The following is a 17,203-nucleotide window of genomic DNA, read 5'->3' on the forward strand; positions in this document are numbered from 1 at the left end:
AGCCGGTGGTGCTCAGAGCCTGTCGGGTGACCCCGTTTCTCGGAGAGCGGACGCGGTGTGGCGCGTGCGATTCCGAGGCGCCGGGATGCCCTCGGACGGGGCCTCCTCCGCTCCTCGAGAGCTCGGGGAAGGAGCCGGCAGGGCACTTCGGCAACGCCGGAAACGTGCGCACCACACCGTGGCCGCCCGATCCGAGGTCGCCCGGCAGGCTCTCAGCCCCACGCCCCGGCGGCGGCGTGCAGTTCGGCCCCGTCGACGCCGATGGTGTTGCCGGTCAGCCACGAGGAGTCGCTGCGTGAGAGCAGGGCGACCGCCTCGGCGACGTCGTCGGGCCGGGTGAGACGCCCGTGCGGGTTGTTCTCCGCCGCGCGCTCGATGTAACCGGCGTGCTCCGGGATGCGCCGCAGCGCGGGAGTGACGGTGGTGCCGGCGCGCAGGGCGTTCACGGCGATGCCGCTGACGGCCAACTCGCATGCCAGTTGGCGCACATGGGACTCCAGGGCGCTCTTGGCCGCGGAAACCGCCCCGTAACTGGGCAGCGCCTGGGAGGTGCCCGCGCTCGTCATCGCGTACACCTTCGCCCCGCTGCGCAGCAGGCCCGCGGCGAGCAGGTCCTGGGTCCAGTACACGAGACTGTTGGCCATGACGTCGAGCGTCATCTCCAGCTGGCGCGAGCCGACCTGCTTGTCCCAGCCCTCGCGCGGCGTGAACGGGACGAGGGTGCCGAAGGCCAGCGAGTGGACCAGGATCCGGATGCCGCCGCCCGATCCGGTCAGCTCGGCGAGCCGCGGCACGATGTCGGCCCGGGTGGCCCTGGCGGCGGCGTTGGCGTTGAAGAAGTGCGCCTCGACACCCAGCGACCGGATCTCGTCGACGACGGCCTCGACCTCCTCGGTGCGGGAGGCCGTGTCGAAGTGCACCCCGGCGATGTGCACGCCCTCGCGGGCGAGTCCGAGGGCGATGGCCCGGCCGATCCCGCTGGACGCTCCGAGGACCAGGCTCCAGCTCCCCTCAAGCGGTTTCAGCATGCTGCGACTCCTGTGTGTGGTGGGCCGGTGCGGAAGAGATCCGGACCAGGGCGACGTGTCCGGCGCCGTCGGCCGTGACGACGATCCGGTCTTCCTCGCGGACTGTGGTGACGGCGTGCGCGACGGCGAACGCGGGCCCGAGGCAGCCGGCCCCGCGTTGCGGCGACAGCGGCCGCGTACGGCGCGGTTCGGCCGTCGCGCCGCCGGGCGGCGGCACGGTCCGGCCCGCCGCGGCCCGGGCCACGGCGAGCGCCACCGTCTCGGACACCGCGGACCCGTCGAGGTCCAGATGTACGGTGCGGGGGCCCGGCACCGCCGCGACAAGCTCCGCGAGACGGTTCACCGCGCCGTCCCGGCCCGCGGGGCTCGCCAGCGCGCGCGGCGGCAGGAACAGGGAGCGGGCCGCCACCAGGGCGTGCACTCCGGCTCCCCGGGCCCGCGCGGCGGCGAGCGGCTCCAGCGCGAGCGCGGCGGCGCCCTGCTCGCCCCGCCCGCCGGGCGGCGGCTCCTCGGCCGCGGCCATCAGGAGCGTGTCGCAGCGGCCCGCCGCCAGGGCGAGCGCACCGGTGGCCAGCGCGTCGACGGCGGCGGTGCGCTCGTTCGCGACCGTCAGGGCGAAGCCCCTGAAGCCGAGTTCGGCGGCCAGCCGGTTGCCGAGGACATTGACGGCGAAGTAGGGGGCCGTGGCCGGGGAGAGGCGTGCCGCGCCACCGTCCTCGGCCACGGTCGCGTCCATGGTGTCGAAGAGCCCGGCGAGCCCCGCGTTGGTGGCGAGCAGCAGACCGCGCCGGTGGTCGGGCACCGCGTCGGGCCGCCCGCCGTCGGCGAGCGCGGCACGGGCCGCGGCCAGCGCGTACTGGGCGGCGGCGGGCAGGTACTTGTAGCCGCGCGGCCCGAGCCGGTCCCGGTGGTCGAACCAGGCACCGTTCCCGGCCGGGGCCGCTCCCCGGGCGGCGTGGGCGGGTCCGGGCCCGTCGCCCCAGGGTGAGACGACGCCGACGCCGGTGACGGCGAGCTGCTGTCCGTACGGGCCGTTCACCGGTCCTCACCTCCTGCGAGGACGAGCGAGGCGTTGTTGCCGCCGAACCCGTACGCGTTGACGAGTACGCGCCGTCGCGACGGCGGCAGCGGGACGGCCGCTCCCTGCGGGAGCAGCACCTCGCACTCGGGGTCCTGGTCCTTGAGCGGCACGTTCGGCGGGACGGAGCCGTGCCGCAGGATCAGGGCCGCCGCCACCGCGCCGAGCGCCGCGGACGCGCCTCCCGCATGGCCGAGCAGCGCCTTGAGGCTGTAGACCGGGACGCGTGCCGCGCGGGGGCCGAACACCTGGTGCAGCGCACGGCTCTCCAGCACGTCGTTGAGACGGGTGCCGGTGCCGTGCGGGATCACACAGCCGACGGTGTCCGGGACGTCGCCGACGGCCCGCCGCATCGCCCGTACGATCTGCTCGCCGTCCGCCTCGGGGGCCGTCGGGTGGCCCGCGTCGCAGCTCCACGCGGTCCCGCTCAGACGCAGTGCGGGCCGTACCCCCCGGGCCCCGGCGTGCGCGGCCGATTCGACGACGAGGATCCCGGCGCCCTCGGCGAACACCGTGCCGGCCCGGTCGCTCTCGAAGGGGCGGCACCGCTCGGGGTCCACGGCGCCGAGCCGGTTGAAGCAGCCGAGCGCGACGCGTGAGTAGGCGTCGGAGCCGCCCGCGATCACCACGTCGGCCTCCCCCGCGCGGATCAGGTCGGCGGCGAGGCCGAGGGCGTAGCCGCCTGCCGCGCAGGCGTTGGCGATGTCGTGCACCGGCCCGAACACGCCCAGTTCGGAGGCGAGTCGGCCGGCGAGCCGGAACGGTGGCGTCCAGTCGAAGCCGTCGCCGTGGACCCGGCGCCCCCGTCCGCGCTCGTTCGGGGCGGGCTCCCCCATGCAGCTGCCGATCACGACGGCGGTGCGGCAGGCGCGCAGTGACGCGGCGTCGTGACGGGCGTCGGAGAGGGCCTCGGCGGCGGCGTGGGAGGCGAAGCGGGCTGCCCGCTCGACCGCCGGGACGGGCTCGGGGCCGAGGTCGGGCACCAGGTTGATCAGCGGCAGGTCCATCCGGGCGAGCGGGTCCGTCGGCCGCTCGGGCCGACGGGCCCCGGCCGCCGTCATGGCCCGCCACAGGGTGTCGGCGCCCGCACCGTGGCAGGTGACGGCGCCGACCCCGGTGACCACGACCTCGGCCTCGGTGTTCATGCCGCCCGGCCCTCCAGGGCCGCGTTCATACGGTCGTCGAAGGGGACGAGGCTCCAGTCGCGGCGGTTCTCGATCACCGCGTAGCCGTGGGTGATCCGGCCGGTCGCGGTCTGCAGCAGCTTCCCGTCACGGACGACGTAGGTGTCCATGCGGGAGTCGTACGTGAAGCCCTTGAAGACGTTCTCCACGGTGAGGACGACGTACAGGTCCTCCTCCATCCGCGCCTCGTCGAGCACGGTGATCCGCGAGTGCGGCACGACGGGGATCCAGTTCTGCTCGTCGAGCAGCGTCTTGATGGAGACCCCGCGATCGGCGACGAGCCGGTCCTTGGCCTCCTCCATGAGCCGCAGATAGCCGGACATCTGCTGACGCTCGGTGAAGTGGCAGTACCAGTAGGGGATGCGGAACTTCCAGGCGTACGCGTTGCGTCCGGCCGTCAGCTCCTTGACCAGGTCGGCGGCGGCCGGGTCCGCCGCGACGGGCTCCGGCGTCCAGCCGGGCACGGCGCCGAGCCGGTCCACGGCGTAGGGGGCGAGCGCGGCGGGGACGGGCTGCTCGCCGCCGCCGCGCGGGTCGAGGCGCAACTGGACACGGACCGTGGAGGTGACCGCCTTCAGCAGGGACTCGCGCCGCACCTGGAGCGTGACGGCGAGGACGAGCTCACCGTCCTTGGCCCTGCGGTGCGGCCTGACCTCGGCGACGGCCGTGTCGTCGATGTGGAAGGCGTGCAGGATGCGGGTGTCGATGTCGACGATGTCCGTGCACAGGCCGTACGTCTCGTAGATCGCGCCCGGGGCGATCCCGGCCTGCCTGAGATGGTTCAGGACGGCTTCCTCGACGAGGTAGTTGACGTGCTTGAAGCCGATCCAGGTGCAGATGTTGGAGCCCTCGTAGCGAGGGCGGATCTCCAGGGTGCTGGGCTCCTGGAGCGCGAGAGCCGCGGCCTCGATGCCAGCGGTGTTCGTTGTCACGTCAACTCCGGTACGTAGGGATGGACATCGGAAGGGGAAGGGGTGGCGGGAGCGGCGGGGAAGGCCTCGCGGAGCAGTTCGTGCACCGCGTCGGCGAAGCGCTGAGGCTGTTCGACCATCGCGAAGTGGCCGCAGTCGTCGAAGAGCCGGAACCTGCCGTCGGGCAGGGCGGCGGCCAGCGCGCGGGCGTCGTCCGGCGGGGCCGCGAAGTCCCCGCTCCCGGCCACGACGAGCACCGGAAGCCGCAAGGAGGCGACGTCCAGGAAGGGGCTGCGCAGATAGGCGCCGAAGAACTGCTGCCAGCCGTAGGGGCCGACCCGGTCGCGGACCCGCAGGGCCATCGCGGCCCGTACCTCGGCCGGCAGCCGCTCGCCGCCGCCGATCCGCAGGCCCTCCTCCAGGATGCGGTGGAAGCCGCCCAGGTAGTGCGTGGCGTCGTCCCAGGAGAAGTCGTCGGTACGACGCCGGTGGAACGGGGCGACGACCACGGCGGCCCGGGGTTTGCCGGAGTCCGCCCGGCGTACGAGGGCCTCCAGCGCGGGGCCCGCGGTGAAGGAGTGCACGATGAGGAGGTCGACGCCTCCGGGCACCGCGTCGAGCGCGCGCTCCACATGGTCGGCCGGGTCGTCCCGCAGGCTCCAGCCGGGGTCGCCGGCGGAACTCCAGGGCAGCTCCCCGTCCCACAACTCGACCTCGTCGAGGGCGAGTCGCTCGTACGGCGCCCAGCCGGACACGCTGCCGGCGAGGCCGTGCAGCGCGAGCACCCGCACGGCACCCTCCGCTCCGCGGGCCGCACGCCGGAGCCGTACCGAGGCCATGGGTTCCGGGCCGCCCTCCCCGTCGTGGTGGGTCATCGCGCCGCGCCCGTCGGACCGGGTACCGGGGCACCGGGGGCCGCCAGGAGCAGGGCCGCGCTCGCGTCGTCCCCGCCCGCGTCGCCCGTACCCGCACTGGCCAGGACCAGGGTCCCGGAACCCGCCTCCGCGTCGTCGAACCAGAGGGCCGCCGCCGCGCACTGGAGCACGCCGAGCGCGCCCGACGACGGGCCGTACAGCGCGGACAGGTCGTGGACCGGGGCTGTTCCGGCCCCGGCGCCGAGCCCGGGTGCGGGGGCGCGCACCCCGTCCGGGTGCTGCGGCACGCACCACAGGCCGACCGGTCCCGGCAGCCTGCCGCGCACGTCGGCGACGGCGACGGCGTGGTCGCCACGGCGTGCGTACGGTCCGATCGCGGCCAGCGCGTCCACCCCGCGGGCCGTGGCGGAAGCGGCGGACTCGACGACCAGGGCGACCGCGCCGTCGAAGAGCGCGGGCGCACCGGTGCCGTCGTCGTCCGGCACCTCGGTGAGGTGGCGCACGGGGGCGTTGTCCGGTTCGGTGCCGACGACGAGCACCCGTTCCACCCGGCCCGCCCCGATCAGCAGCCGGGCCCAGTGGACGGCGTCGAGCCCGGAGGTCGGCCCGTTGCACAGAGTCAGGTTGGCGCCGCGCAGGCCGTGCGTGATGGCGAGCCACGAGGCGACCACATTGCTGGAAGTGGCGGGGAGCATCATCGGGCTGGTCGCCAGATAGGTGGACTCGGCGATGGTCCGCACGGTCTCGCAGACCGTGTCGGCGTTGCCGTAGTTGGTACTGGTGACCACCCCGACGCTCTCGCCCGGAACGGTCAGCTCCCCCTTGGTGTCCACCAGTCGGGCCTCGGCCAGCGCGTCCCGCGCGGCGGCCATGGCCAGCTTCGTGGCCCGGTCCTTGTAGCGCAGGCCGCGTCCGGTGAGCCTGGACACGGGGTCGGGCGCCGCCCGGTGGTCCTCGGGCAGCGGCCCGAGCAGTCCGGCGGGCTCCGCCAGGCCGCGCACGGCCGTGCCGATGCCGGTGATCACGGCGCGTGCCGTGGGTGCGGTGCTCACTGGCCTGCTCCTTCGTCCGGTTCCCCGAGGCCGGCCGGGTGTCCGTCGACCCGTTCCACGACCGCGACCGCGTTGAGCCCGCCGAATCCGAACGAGTCGATCTGCGCGAGCTCCAGCGACTGTCCGGGCCGCTCGGCGCGGCCCCGGACCAGCCGGAATCCGGCCACGGCGTCCACCGGGTCGTCGAGGTACACCGTCGGCGGGACGGTCCCCGTGCGCATCGCGTCCACGGCGGCGACCAGGCTGTGCAGTCCGGAGGCCCCGGCGGTGTGTCCGGTCATCGACTTGATGGCCGTCATGTACGGGGAGGGGTCGAGGCCGGCGAACACGCTGTTCAGGGCCGTGGACTCGGCCTCGTCGTTGAGCGGTGTGCCGGTGCCGTGCAGCATCACGAGATCGATGTCGGCGGGCCGTACCCCGGCCCGCTCGTGCGCCTCGTGGACGGCCGCGGCGATGCTCTTCGCGTCGGGCGCGGACGGGTGGTGGGCATCGCAGTTGACGGCGACGCCGCGCACCCGCGCGTGGACCCGGGCACCCGGTCCGGGCCCGTCCGCCTCCCTGCGCAGCACCACGGCCACCGCACCCTCGCCCTGCAGCATGCCGCGCCGGGCCCGGTCGAACGGCCTGACCCGGTCGGGGGGTTCGGGGTAGCAGCGGTCGAGCAGGCCGTACGTGCTCTCGGTGATGGTGTCGACCCCGGCGACGACGACGGTGTCCGCGGCGCGCAGGTCGAGCAGGTCGGCGCCGAGGCCGAGCGCGTACAGCGAGGCGGAGCAGGCGTTGGCGACGGTGTGGGTGTCGTCCGCGCCGAAACGTCTGCGCAGGGCCGTTCCGAAGTGCAGGTCCCGTACGTCGAAGGGCACGTCGTCGCGCCAGGACAGTTCCACCGAGCGCAGTTCGCGCAGGGTGGTGCCGATCAGGACCGGCACCCCGGACAGGTCGTCGCCGAGTCCGGCGTCCGCCGCCGCCTGCGCGACGGCCTCCTCCAGCCAGCGGGTGGCGCGCAGCGGCTCGTCGACGCCCGGCGCGGGCCGGTCGTCGATCTCGTAGGCCATCCGCGCACGGAAGTTGGCGGGGTCGTAGCCGCGCAGCGGGGCGAGCCCGCTGCGGCCCGCGACCAGCGAACCGAAGATCTCCTCGACGCTGCCGCCGATGCTGGCGACGGCGCCCATACCGGTCACGATCCAGCTCATGACGCGCTCCGGTGGGCCCCGAGGACCAGGACCGCGTTGTTGCCCCCGAAGGCGAGCGCGTTGTTCTGCACGACGGACAGCTCCGCTTCGACCGCCTGGTTGGGCACGCAGTCGACGCCGCACTCCGGATCGGTCTCCCGGTGATTGACCGTCGGCGGGATGAACCCCTCCGTCAGGGCGAGCGCACACGCGGCGGCGGAGACGGCGCTGGCCGCGCCCATGCTGTGGCCGATCATCGACTTGATGGACACGGTGCGGGGCATGGTGTCCGCGCCGAACACCTGGCGGATGGCGCCGGCCTCGGTGATGTCGTTGGCCTTGGTGCCGGTGCCGTGCGCGGACACGAAATCGACCTGGTCCGGCGTGATGCCCGCGTTACGGTGGGCGATCCGGATGGTCCGCGCGATGCTGTCCCGGTCCGGGGCGACGGGATGCAGGGCGTCGCAGGCGAGCCCGTACCCGAGGACCTCGGCGTAGATGCGGGCACCGCGCGCCAGCGCCGAGTCGAGACTCTCCATGAGGAGGATGCCCGCTCCCTCGCCGGTGAGGATGCCCTCGCGGTCCTTGTCGAAGGGCCGGCACACCTCGGGGGCGATGGTGCCGAGCCGGTAGAACCCGGTGAACGTCTTGCGGCACGCCGCGTCGGCGCCGCCGCACAGGGCGATGTCCACGTCCCCGCTGCGCAGCGCGTCGTAGCCGTATCCGACCGCGTAGTTGCCGGCCGCGCACGCGGTCGGGATCGTCACGGCCTCCACGTCCTCCAGGCGCAGCTCGCGCACGATGCCCGCGGACAGCCGTCCGGCGGAGAAGCGCCGGGCGACGACCGGGTCGTACTCCTCGGGCCCGCCCTCCAGACCCGTGGCGACGAGCTGGTCGAGGTCGCGGGACTCACCGTCCGTGGTACCGACGGACACCAGGGAACGGCGGGCCCGCACGTCCTGCACGCTCAGCCCCGCGTCCTCGACCGCCATGCGGGCGGCCGCCACCGAGAACTGGCCGGCCCGGCCCAGCTCTTCCACGGGCTGCCCGACGATCCAGCGCTCCGGCTCGAAGTCGGTGACCTCGCAGCCGTTGGCATGGGCGAACCCGGTCGTGTCGAACGCGGTGATCGGCTTGACGCCGCTGCGTCCCTCACGAAGGCCGGCGGTGAAGGCCTCGACACCGATCCCGATACTGGTGACCACACCGAGTCCGGTGATGACCACCCGTCGTCCTGCGGTCTCGGAGGGAGGACCGTCGTGTCCGCCGTGACCTCGCGCGTCTGTCTTGATCGAAGCGTTCATCGAAGCTCACCCATCTGCTGGCGATCGGGACGGCAGATCAGTTGCGGGCGGCTTCGGACACCACGACGTACACACCCTCCAGGTTGACCATCCGGCTCAGCTCCGCCTGGTCGATGGTCACCTTCTGGGTGCGCTCGAGAGCGGCGAGGATCTCGATGGCGCGGAGCGAGTCCGCGTCGTGCTCCTCCTTGAAGAGGCTGGTCTCGGTGACCTCGTCCTCGTCGATCTCAAGAATGTCGCAGACGATCTCCTTGATCTCCTGCTTGCGGGCAGCGTCAAGTCCGGTCGTCACGTTCGCGTTGGTCATCTCGACTCCCTCGGGATCGGAACCGGAGTCCGGCGACTCCGCCATCCATGTGATGAGTCGAGAGTGGGATCGGCGGCTATACGCGCCCTATACGGCTTCTGGCCCTTCCAGCCAGCCGAGTTGCACGGCTCGCAGGCCCGCCTGGAAACGGCTGCGCGCACCGAGCCGTCCCATGAGATCGGCGGTGATACGACGCCCGGTGCGCACGGAGATGCCCAGCTTGCGGGCCACGACCTCGTCGGTGAGCCCCTCGCTGAGCAGCCGCAACACGGCCTGTTCCTGCACGGAGAGACTCTCGTTCCCCGGCTCGCGCGACGGCGGCCGGTAGCCGCTGAAGGGGACGGCGCTGTCCCAGATGCGGTCGAAGAGTTCGCACAGGGCCGTGATGATGCCCGCACCGCTCAACACAAGTGCGCCGGAGGCGGAGTCGTCCGGATCGATGGGCAGGACCACATGACTGCGGTCGAACAGGAGCATGCGCGACGGCAGCGAGGGAGTGGTGCGCACCTGATCGCCATGGGTGTGCAACCAGCGCAGGTGCTCCACGGTGGCGGGGTCGTTGTGGACGCTGTCCAGATAGATGCTGCGCATCACGACACCGCGCGCGGCCAGGTCCTCCAGCAAGGGGCGGCTGGCCTGCCGGCTGGCCTCGGCCTGCCGGCCTCCGGCCGCGAAGGTGAGCAGTTCGGAGGAGCAGTCCTGGGTGAGTTCCTCGATACGGGAACGGATTTCCTCGATCCCTGTGAGTCGCTCCACAAGGAAACTCCGCAATTTCTGCTGCACTTCGGTGTACTCGTCGATAAAACGAGCAACTTCGATCCGCGTCTCGGATATTTTCCTCTGCCGCTCCAGGAGTTCACTCTCCTGACGCGCGAGAAGCCCCTGCAGGCCGACTTCGGGACTGACAGGTCTGACCCTCCCGGGCGAGTCCCACGAAGGCTTCACAAGTAAGAGGCGCACACATTCGTCGAGCGCGGAACGGACCTCTTCCACATTCCAGCCCAGCACCTCGGCAAGGCTCTCCACATCGGAATTCGGCCGTCCGAGTACGGCTCGATAGACCTCGGCCGCACGGGGTCCGATCCCCAACGGTTCAAGCATGTACGTCCCCCACCCTTCGCCGATCTCCACGAAGCATGAAGCATCATGAAGAATTCGAAAGGATTTAGCAACGAACACACGTATGAACCGCACGGTAGCACAGAGCAAGCACAGATGCAGGGCTGCACAGTTGCGCAACCCTGCATCTATTCATGTCTCACGATGCGAATGTCATCCCCAGATCGGGTCCTGGGGGTCGTTCGGCTCGGATCCCCAGATCGGGTCCTGCGGAGTTGTCACCGAAACCACCGCGGACAACCCATTCGATCGGTCGGCGGCAGCCGCGCCGACGGTGCCGGCGGCACCGAAAGCCGCAGCGAAGAAGGCCAGTGTGACAACAACAGCACGCACCTGCATCTTGCCCATGAAACGTACGCCCCCCCGGGAGTATGGATTCCTTGTCGATTCCCCTGCCCGACTCGCGTCGGCCGGTGATGAAATCCTCTCCGAAACCCTCCGCCGGAGACCAGCGGATTCACCGGCAGGGAACTGCGCTGACAAGGTACTGACAGCGGAATTGCGACCGCCACTTCTCATCCGGACGACCCCCGCGGGTGAACTCGCCCGCCCCGAGGTGGGAGTTGCGCCCTTTCACGTCCTCCCGCGTCGCCCGGTCGGGGCCGTGCCGCCATGAGCGGTCGGGCGGCGCATCCCGCCCGGCCCCCGCGACGTGCAGGATGATGCCAGCCCCTCCGACGGCCCCGCCCTCCGGGCACGGCGGACACGGCCGGCTCACGCGGGAGCCCATGCGAGCCGGGGAGCGGCACCCGGGCGGGGAACCGTTTGCCGCGCCGCCCCCGGGGCAGGCGCGAGGCAGAGAGTCGGCACGTCCCGGCCGACGCGGATCCACGCCCATACCAGTAGAATTCAGGTGAATAGGGGCGTTTTTCATGGTTTGCCGTTGGTGCAGGACTGCCCGATACGGCGGTCGGCAGCGCTGCCACGGAGGACGCCCGACCGTGGTCCCCGAGCAGGGAAGGTGTCCGATGGGCTTCCTGGACAATCTGAAGGCCAAGCTGAGCCCCGCCAAGGACAAGGTCGGCGATCTCGCGCAGCAGCACGGGGAGAAGATCGACCACGGGCTCGAAAAAGCCGCACGGACGGTCGACGAAAAGACCAAGGGCAAGTACAGCGACAAGATCGAGTCCGGCACGAGGAAGGCCAGGGAAGCGGTCGAGCGCCTGTCCCACAGACACGACGAGGGCGGTACACCCAAACACGAGGAGGGTGGTACGCCGCCGGGTACACCGCCCGCTTCCTGAACAGCGGCCGTTCAACCGGCTCAAGGCCGACCGGCGGCCGTACGGCGACCACGCCGCGCGGCCGCCGTCAGCCGCCCGCTCCGGGGTGCGGCGCGGACTCAGGACCAGGTGGCGACCAGGTAGCCCACGCCGTACGGGGCGTCCTCGTACAGCAGACGGCCACCCAGGCCCGCTCCCTCGGCCGCGCCCGCGAGCACCTGCCACGGCGCACGGCCCGCCGCCTTCAGTTGGTACGCCAGTGACGCGTCCAGCGCCGCCAGCGCCCCCGGATCCGCGGCGGCCAGCGCGCGGGCGGCCGCCGCGTCGAACGCCTCGGCGCGGTCGTCCAGGTAGCCGGGGGCCTTGAGCGTGCGGCAGGCACTGCCGTCACCCATCACCAGCAGCGCCAACCGGTCCGCCCTGGCGGCCAGGTCCCGTCCGGTGCCCGTGCAGCGATCGGTTTCGAGCGGCGCCCCCACAGCGAGCCCCTCGACCGGCGCGGCGGCCCAGCCCGCGCGGGCGAGCAGCCAGGCACCGACCGCCAGGGACGGCGGAAGCGCCCGGTCCGCCACGGGTCCGCGGTCACGCCCGAGCCGTACACCGAGATCCACGCCGAAGCCCCGGAAGGTGCCGGTGGCCCCTTCGGGGTGCGGGCCACGGCCCTCGTGGTCCGCGGTCCCGATCACGATCAGCAGATCCGGCCGGGCGGCGGCCAGCACGCCGAGGGCATCGGCGCAGGCGTCCCGCAGGGTGTCGAGCTCGGGGGCGGCACCGGCCGCCACCTCGGGCACCAGCAGCGGCGGACAGGGGCAGACAGCGGCGGCGACAAGCATGCTGGGCAGCGTACTGCGTGGGAACGACGCCGCCGTCGGCCACCGCCGCCGGTCGCCTCCTCCGGTGTCAGTCGCAGCCGCAGCCGGGGGCGGCCGCGGCCGGCAGCGGCGCCGGGGCACCGATACCCGGAAGCCCCAGCATCACTCCGGCGGGCTTGGCGGCCTCGGTGGCGGTGCGCTTCTCCCAGGCGTCCCCGGCGCGGGTCCGCCGCACGCCCACCGGAGCGCCCTCGGCGAGCAGGTGGTGCGGGGCCGCGTAGGTGATCTCGACGGTCACCACGTCGCCCGGCCGCACGTCCTCGTCCGGCTTGGTGAAGTGGACCAGGCGGTTGTCGGGGGCACGGCCGGAGAGGCGGTGGGTGGCGCCGTCCTTGCGGCCCTCGCCCTCCGCGACCATGATCTCCAGGGTCCGGCCGACCTGCTTCTTGTTCTCCTCCCAGGAGATCTCCTCCTGGAGGGCGGACAGGCGCATGTACCGCTCCTGGACGACCTCCTTGGGGATCTGCCCGTCCATCTCCGCGGCCGGGGTTCCGGGACGCTTGGAGTACTGGAAGGTGAACGCGTTGGCGAAGCGCGCCTCGCGGACCGCGTGCATGGTCTGCTCGAAGTCCTCCTCGGTCTCGCCGGGGAAGCCCACGATGATGTCGGTGGAGATGGCGGCGTCCGGCATCGCGGCGCGCACCTTCTCGATGATGCCGAGGAAACGCTCCTGGCGGTACGAGCGCCGCATCGCCTTGAGGATCGTGTCCGAACCCGACTGCATCGGCATGTGCAGCTGGGGCATCACGTTGGGGGTCTCGGCCATCGCCGCGATCACGTCGTCCGTGAAGTCGCGGGGGTGCGGCGAGGTGAAACGCACCCGCTCCAGGCCTTCGATCCTCCCGCAGGCGCGCAGCAGCTTGGAGAAGGCCTCGCGGTCGCCGATGTCGGAGCCGTAGGCGTTCACGTTCTGGCCGAGCAGGGTGATCTCCGAGACGCCCTCGGCGACCAGTGCCTCGATCTCGGCGAGGATGTCGCCGGTGCGGCGGTCCTTCTCCTTGCCGCGCAGCGCCGGGACGATGCAGAAGGTGCAGGTGTTGTTGCAGCCGACGGAGATGGAGACCCACGCCGCGTAGGCGGACTCGCGGCGGGTGGGGAGTGTGGAGGGGAAGGCCTCCAGGGATTCGGCGATCTCGATCTGCGCCTCCTCCTGGATCCGGGCGCGCTCCAGCAGCACCGGCAGCTTGCCGATGTTGTGCGTGCCGAAGACGACGTCCACCCAGGGGGCCCGCCGGACGATGGTGTCGCGGTCCTTCTGCGCCAGGCAGCCGCCGACGGCGATCTGCATGCCGGGTCGCCTGGTCTTCATCGGGGCCAGCCGGCCGAGGTTGCCGTAGAGCTTGTTGTCGGCGTTCTCCCGGACCGCGCAGGTGTTGAAGACGACGACGTCGGCGTCGCCGTCGGAGCCCTCGGCGGCACGTACGTAACCCGCGTCCTCCAGCAGCCCCGACAGCCGCTCGGAGTCGTGGACGTTCATCTGACACCCGTAGGTGCGCACCTCGTACGTTTTCAAACCGTCCACTACTCCACCAGCCACGTCGTTGCCGCTCACCCGTCCAGGGTAAGGGCTCCGGCCGGACCGGGATGAGGGGCGCCCCACCGGCCGGCGTCCCGGCGCCCGCCCCCGGTGTCCGCCCCTGGTCATCGCCGGGACGGGCTGGCAGGATCGCCGCCATGCTCCAGGCACTGTCCCGTATCGGCCGGCGGCGCACTCTCCAGGCGTGCGCGGCCCTCGTCGTCGTGCTCGGGCTGCTGCTGTGGTGGCTGCTCCCGCTCGGGAAGCCGGCGCCGAGCGGCACGCTCACCTTCAGCACCGGCGTGCGCAGCGGCGTCTACCAGCGCTATGGCGAGAGGCTCAGGGGGGATCTGGCCAAGGATCTGCCGAAGGTGTCGATACAGCTGCAGACCAGCGAGGGTTCGCAGCAGAACATCGCCCGCGTGGCGACCGGCAGGGCCGACTTCACCATCGCCACCACCGACGCCCTCGCCACCTATCTGCGCAACGGCGGGCCCGGAGCCGACCGGCTGCGGGGCTGTGTGCGGTTGTACGACGACTACATCCAGCTGGTCGTGCCCCGGAACTCGGAGGTACGGAAGGTCGCGGACCTGCTCGGCAAGCGCGTCGGGGTGGGCCAGCCGGGGTCCGGCGTGCGGCTGGTCGCCGACCGGCTGATGACGGCCGCCGGTCTCGATCCCACCGACGATGTGAAGCCGGTCCCCAACGGCATCGACACCATGCCGAAGGAGCTGGAGAACGGCCGGATCGATGCCTTCTTCTGGTCCGGCGGACTGCCCACCTCCGCCGTGCAGGAGCTGTCGGACCGGTTCGCGATCCGGCTGGTGCCGCTGGAGGCCCCGCTGATCAAGGAGCTCCAGGCCGCGGGCGGCTCCGCCCGCTACTACCGCTCGGCCGTGATGCCCGCCGACGCCTACCGCAGCGCCCAGCAGGGTCAGGCGGTACCGACGGTGGCGGTCGCCAATGTGCTGGTGACCACGGACCGTACGGATCCGGCGATGACCGAGGCGTTCACCCGGACCGTGATCGACAGCCGGGACCGGATCGGGCGCGAGGTGCACGCCGCCCAGCTGGTCGATCTGCGTACGGCGATCTACACCGATCCGCTGCCGCTGCACGAAGGGGCCAGGCGCTACTACCGGTCGGTCAAGCCCTGATCGCCGGGCCGCTCCCGTTCCCGCCCCGCTCGGAGCCTGTCGGGTGGCCTTCGCCCGCTCGGAGGTCGCCCGACAGACTCTCAGCCCTGCGGGTTGTCGCGCGGCACCGACACCGTCACCCGCAGTCCGTGCGGCTCGTGGGCGGCATAGCGCAGGGAGCCGCCCCCCGCCGCCAGGAGGGCCTGGGCGATCGAGAGCCCGAGGCCGGAACCCTGCACGTTCTGGTGCCGGGTGCTGCGCCAGAAACGGTCGCCGACGCGTTCCATCTCCTGTGCGGTGAGGCCCGGTCCGCGGTCGGCGACGACGACCGTGACGTCGTCGCGGCCGGAGGCGACCGTGACGCGGACCTCCTCGTCGGCCGGGGTGAATTTCAGGGCGTTGTCGATGATGGCGTCGAGGGCGCTCGACAGCGCGATGGGGTCCGCCCAGGCCGTCACGGCGGCTGAGCCGTCCGCTCGGAGCGCCACCCCCCTCTCCTCGGCCACCGGCCGCCAGGAGGCGACGCGTTCCGCGGTGAGGGCGCCTATGTCCGTGAGCTGCAGGTCGGCCCCGGCGTGCTCGGCCAGCGCCAGGTCGAGCAGGTCGTCCAGAACCTGTGCGAGGCGCTTGCCCTCCGTGCGCACGGAGGCGATCTCCTCGTTGCCCTCGGGGAGTTCGAGCGCGAGGAGCTCGATGCGAAGCAGCAGAGCGGCGAGGGGGTTGCGCAACTGGTGCGAGGCGTCGGCGACGAAGGCGCGCTGCTGCTCCAGCACGTTCTCGACATTGTCCGCCATCTCGTTGAACGAGCGGGCCAGGCGCCTGAGTTCCGGCGGCCCTCCGGAGGCCGCGACCCGCGATCGCATCCGGCCGCTGGCGATGTCGTGGGTGGCCGCGTCCAGGGTCCGTACGGGCAGCAGCACCCAGCCGGTGAGCCGGATCGCGGCGCCGACCGCCACCAGCATCGCGACCACTTCGCCGGCCGCGATGAGCAGCCAGCCGCGCAGCGTGCGCGCGCGCATCTCGGTGGTGGGCGAGTCGATGACCACGACGGCGACCACATCGCCGTCCCGCACGACGGGCGAGGCGACGACGACCCTGCCCCGCTGCCAGGGCCAGACCTGCGGCGGATCATGGCTGCGACGCCCGAGGAGCGCCTCCTTGAAGGCCTCCCTCCCCTCCCCCTCGATCGGCAGCTGCCAGTCGGCCGGGGCCTTCGCCATGGCGCCGTCGTCCCGGTAGAAGACACCGGCGCGGATGCCGTACACCGAGGCGTAGGTGTCCAGTTCGCTGCGCAGGATGCGGCGGCGCTCGTCGTAACCGGGGGTCCGTTCGGCGATGAACTGGGCGAGCGCGGCGAAGCGTGCCGTGTCGTCGATGCGGTCGATGACGACGCGCTGCTGCTGGGCAGCGGCCACGCTGACGGCCAGCGGGAAGCCGAGGGCGAGCAGCACGCTCGCCATGAGGATGATGAGCAGGGGTAGCAGCCGGGTGCGCACCTGGGACGTACGCCTCTACGCGGGCGGGGCGACGAGGCGGTAGCCGACCCCGCGCACCGTCTCGATCAGTGCGGGCAGCCGCAGTTTGGAACGCAGGGACGCGACGTGCACTTCGAGGGTGCGCCCCGTTCCCTCCCAGCTCGTGCGCCACACCTCACTGATGATCTGCTCCCGGCGGAAGACCACCCCGGGGCGCTGGGCGAGCAGCGCGAGCAGGTCGAACTCCTTGCGGGTGAGCTGGACTTCGCAGCCGTCGACACTGACCCGCCGGGTCGGCAGCTCGATCCGGACGTGTCCGAGCCGAAGGGCCGCGACGGGTGTGGGCACGGTGTCCTCGCCGGCCGGTTTGCGGCGGCTGACGGCATGGATGCGGGCAAGGAGCTCGCCGGTGTCGTACGGCTTGACCACGTAGTCGTCGGCCCCGAGATTGAGGCCGTGGATCCGCGACCGGACATCGGCGCGCGCCGTCACCATGATCACCGGGGTGGAGGTGCGCTTGCGGATCTTCCCGCACACCTCGTAGCCGTCCTGGTCGGGCAGGCCGAGGTCGAGGAGCACGACACCGAAGGGCTCCGTGTCCGCGGGCAGCAGAGCCTGCAGCGCCTCCTCGCCGCTGCGGGCGTGCACGACCCGGAAGCCGTGCCGGGTGAGGACCGCGGAGAGGGCGGCCGCCACGTGGTTGTCGTCCTCGACGAGCAGCAGTCTCATGCCCCCCCCTTCCGATGGTTCGATGCCGGTTCCCGTGGACGGGGTGCCGGTGCGGTCTCCTGTACGCCTTCGTACACCTCTCGTCACTTCCCCGTACCGAGGTGTTTCACGTCATGGCGTACCAGGGCATCCACTCCGATGACCGGTACGTCAGTCAAGGGCCCGCCCCTCGCATCGAGCCATCCGTTATGCACCCGGTACGCCCGGGGCGCACCGCCTGCC

Annotated in this window: 17 protein-coding genes; 2 read left to right on the forward strand and 15 right to left on the reverse strand. The window is 72.1% G+C overall.

Features of this window, described 5'->3' with window-relative positions:
• Positions 1 to 212 precede the first annotated feature (212 nt).
• The 11 genes from ACIRP2_RS16370 to ACIRP2_RS16420 all read right to left on the reverse strand — a co-directional run bounded on the left by ACIRP2_RS16370 (position 213) and on the right by ACIRP2_RS16420 (position 10,378).
• Positions 213 to 1,028, reverse strand: coding sequence for an SDR family oxidoreductase (locus ACIRP2_RS16370; RefSeq protein WP_376279788.1), 816 nt, complete (start codon positions 1,026 to 1,028; stop codon positions 213 to 215).
• Positions 1,012 to 2,067 carry a beta-ketoacyl synthase N-terminal-like domain-containing protein gene (locus ACIRP2_RS16375; RefSeq protein ID WP_404250716.1) on the reverse strand — a complete coding sequence of 352 codons (1,056 nt, stop codon included), beginning with the start codon at positions 2,065 to 2,067 and terminating at the stop codon, positions 1,012 to 1,014. Before ACIRP2_RS16375 ends, ACIRP2_RS16370 begins: the two co-directional genes overlap by 17 nt.
• A complete protein-coding gene (locus ACIRP2_RS16380) occupies positions 2,064 to 3,251 on the reverse strand; it encodes a beta-ketoacyl-[acyl-carrier-protein] synthase family protein (protein WP_404250718.1) in 1,188 nt (395 codons plus the stop codon). The genes ACIRP2_RS16375 and ACIRP2_RS16380 overlap by 4 nt, the downstream gene beginning before the upstream one ends.
• A complete protein-coding gene (locus ACIRP2_RS16385; RefSeq protein ID WP_404250720.1) occupies positions 3,248 to 4,222 on the reverse strand; it encodes an acyl-CoA thioesterase in 975 nt (324 codons plus the stop codon). Before ACIRP2_RS16385 ends, ACIRP2_RS16380 begins: the two co-directional genes overlap by 4 nt.
• Positions 4,219 to 5,076: an alpha/beta fold hydrolase gene (locus tag ACIRP2_RS16390; RefSeq protein ID WP_404250722.1), complete on the reverse strand. Its 858-nt coding sequence runs from the start codon at positions 5,074 to 5,076 to the stop codon at positions 4,219 to 4,221. Before ACIRP2_RS16390 ends, ACIRP2_RS16385 begins: the two co-directional genes overlap by 4 nt.
• Positions 5,073 to 6,128, reverse strand: coding sequence for a beta-ketoacyl synthase N-terminal-like domain-containing protein (locus ACIRP2_RS16395; protein WP_404250724.1), 1,056 nt, complete (start codon positions 6,126 to 6,128; stop codon positions 5,073 to 5,075). The genes ACIRP2_RS16390 and ACIRP2_RS16395 overlap by 4 nt, the downstream gene beginning before the upstream one ends.
• Positions 6,125 to 7,321, reverse strand: a complete 1,197-nt coding sequence (locus ACIRP2_RS16400) for a beta-ketoacyl synthase N-terminal-like domain-containing protein (RefSeq protein WP_404250726.1) — start codon at positions 7,319 to 7,321, stop codon at positions 6,125 to 6,127. Before ACIRP2_RS16400 ends, ACIRP2_RS16395 begins: the two co-directional genes overlap by 4 nt.
• Entirely contained in the window at positions 7,318 to 8,604 is a 1,287-nt protein-coding gene (locus ACIRP2_RS16405) for a beta-ketoacyl-[acyl-carrier-protein] synthase family protein (protein WP_404250728.1), read from the reverse strand. The genes ACIRP2_RS16400 and ACIRP2_RS16405 overlap by 4 nt, the downstream gene beginning before the upstream one ends.
• A gap of 37 nt (positions 8,605 to 8,641) precedes the next feature.
• The gene (locus ACIRP2_RS16410; RefSeq protein WP_351082751.1) at positions 8,642 to 8,911 is read right to left on the reverse strand and encodes an acyl carrier protein; all 270 of its coding nucleotides are present in this window, start codon (positions 8,909 to 8,911) and stop codon (positions 8,642 to 8,644) included.
• Between the two features lie 87 nt (positions 8,912 to 8,998).
• Entirely contained in the window at positions 8,999 to 10,105 is a 1,107-nt protein-coding gene (locus tag ACIRP2_RS16415) for a DUF6879 family protein (protein ID WP_404250731.1), read from the reverse strand.
• A 78-nt stretch (positions 10,106 to 10,183) separates the two neighbouring features.
• On the reverse strand, positions 10,184 to 10,378 hold the full coding sequence (locus ACIRP2_RS16420; protein ID WP_404250733.1) for a hypothetical protein: 195 nt from the start codon (positions 10,376 to 10,378) through the stop codon (positions 10,184 to 10,186).
• Between the two features lie 620 nt (positions 10,379 to 10,998).
• On the opposite strand from ACIRP2_RS16420, the gene ACIRP2_RS16425 reads away from it, so the two are divergent.
• Positions 10,999 to 11,274 carry an antitoxin gene (locus ACIRP2_RS16425; protein ID WP_404250735.1) on the forward strand — a complete coding sequence of 92 codons (276 nt, stop codon included), beginning with the start codon at positions 10,999 to 11,001 and terminating at the stop codon, positions 11,272 to 11,274.
• A gap of 98 nt (positions 11,275 to 11,372) precedes the next feature.
• Here ACIRP2_RS16425 and ACIRP2_RS16430 read toward each other — a convergent pair whose 3' ends face one another.
• Together ACIRP2_RS16430 and miaB are read right to left on the reverse strand one after the other, a co-directional pair.
• A complete protein-coding gene (locus ACIRP2_RS16430; protein ID WP_404250737.1) occupies positions 11,373 to 12,086 on the reverse strand; it encodes a hypothetical protein in 714 nt (237 codons plus the stop codon).
• Between the two features lie 67 nt (positions 12,087 to 12,153).
• On the reverse strand, positions 12,154 to 13,647 hold the full coding sequence (gene miaB / locus ACIRP2_RS16435; RefSeq protein ID WP_404250858.1) for a tRNA (N6-isopentenyl adenosine(37)-C2)-methylthiotransferase MiaB: 1,494 nt from the start codon (positions 13,645 to 13,647) through the stop codon (positions 12,154 to 12,156).
• Positions 13,648 to 13,799: 152 nt separating this feature from the next.
• On the opposite strand from miaB, the gene ACIRP2_RS16440 reads away from it, so the two are divergent.
• Positions 13,800 to 14,798: a TAXI family TRAP transporter solute-binding subunit gene (locus tag ACIRP2_RS16440; protein WP_404250739.1), complete on the forward strand. Its 999-nt coding sequence runs from the start codon at positions 13,800 to 13,802 to the stop codon at positions 14,796 to 14,798.
• Between the two features lie 80 nt (positions 14,799 to 14,878).
• Here ACIRP2_RS16440 and ACIRP2_RS16445 read toward each other — a convergent pair whose 3' ends face one another.
• Both ACIRP2_RS16445 and ACIRP2_RS16450 read right to left on the reverse strand, forming a co-directional pair.
• Positions 14,879 to 16,273, reverse strand: a complete 1,395-nt coding sequence (locus ACIRP2_RS16445) for an ATP-binding protein (RefSeq protein WP_404250741.1) — start codon at positions 16,271 to 16,273, stop codon at positions 14,879 to 14,881.
• Positions 16,274 to 16,288: 15 nt separating this feature from the next.
• Complete coding sequence (locus ACIRP2_RS16450) at positions 16,289 to 16,981, reverse strand: response regulator transcription factor (RefSeq protein ID WP_404250743.1); 693 nt, start codon at positions 16,979 to 16,981, stop codon at positions 16,289 to 16,291.
• Between the last annotated feature and the right edge of the window lie 222 nt (positions 16,982 to 17,203).

Source organism: Streptomyces sp. NPDC101194 (genome assembly GCF_044767885.1).
Taxonomy (GTDB): domain Bacteria; phylum Actinomycetota; class Actinomycetes; order Streptomycetales; family Streptomycetaceae; genus Streptomyces.

Excerpts from the sequence above, each read along its gene's own strand:
- ACIRP2_RS16425 (WP_404250735.1), top strand. The coding sequence starts at position 10,999 with ATGGGCTTCCTGGACAATCTGAAGGCCAAGCTGAGCCCCGCCAAGGAC.
- ACIRP2_RS16430 (WP_404250737.1), bottom strand. The coding sequence starts at position 12,086 with ATGCTTGTCGCCGCCGCTGTCTGCCCCTGTCCGCCGCTGCTGGTGCCC.
- ACIRP2_RS16440 (WP_404250739.1), top strand. The coding sequence starts at position 13,800 with ATGCTCCAGGCACTGTCCCGTATCGGCCGGCGGCGCACTCTCCAGGCG.
- ACIRP2_RS16370 (WP_376279788.1), bottom strand. The coding sequence starts at position 1,028 with ATGCTGAAACCGCTTGAGGGGAGCTGGAGCCTGGTCCTCGGAGCGTCC.
- ACIRP2_RS16405 (WP_404250728.1), bottom strand. The coding sequence starts at position 8,604 with ATGAACGCTTCGATCAAGACAGACGCGCGAGGTCACGGCGGACACGAC.
- ACIRP2_RS16380 (WP_404250718.1), bottom strand. The coding sequence starts at position 3,251 with ATGAACACCGAGGCCGAGGTCGTGGTCACCGGGGTCGGCGCCGTCACC.
- ACIRP2_RS16390 (WP_404250722.1), bottom strand. The coding sequence starts at position 5,076 with ATGACCCACCACGACGGGGAGGGCGGCCCGGAACCCATGGCCTCGGTA.
- ACIRP2_RS16450 (WP_404250743.1), bottom strand. The coding sequence starts at position 16,981 with ATGAGACTGCTGCTCGTCGAGGACGACAACCACGTGGCGGCCGCCCTC.
- ACIRP2_RS16410 (WP_351082751.1), bottom strand. The coding sequence starts at position 8,911 with ATGACCAACGCGAACGTGACGACCGGACTTGACGCTGCCCGCAAGCAG.
- ACIRP2_RS16420 (WP_404250733.1), bottom strand. The coding sequence starts at position 10,378 with ATGGGCAAGATGCAGGTGCGTGCTGTTGTTGTCACACTGGCCTTCTTC.
- ACIRP2_RS16400 (WP_404250726.1), bottom strand. The coding sequence starts at position 7,321 with ATGAGCTGGATCGTGACCGGTATGGGCGCCGTCGCCAGCATCGGCGGC.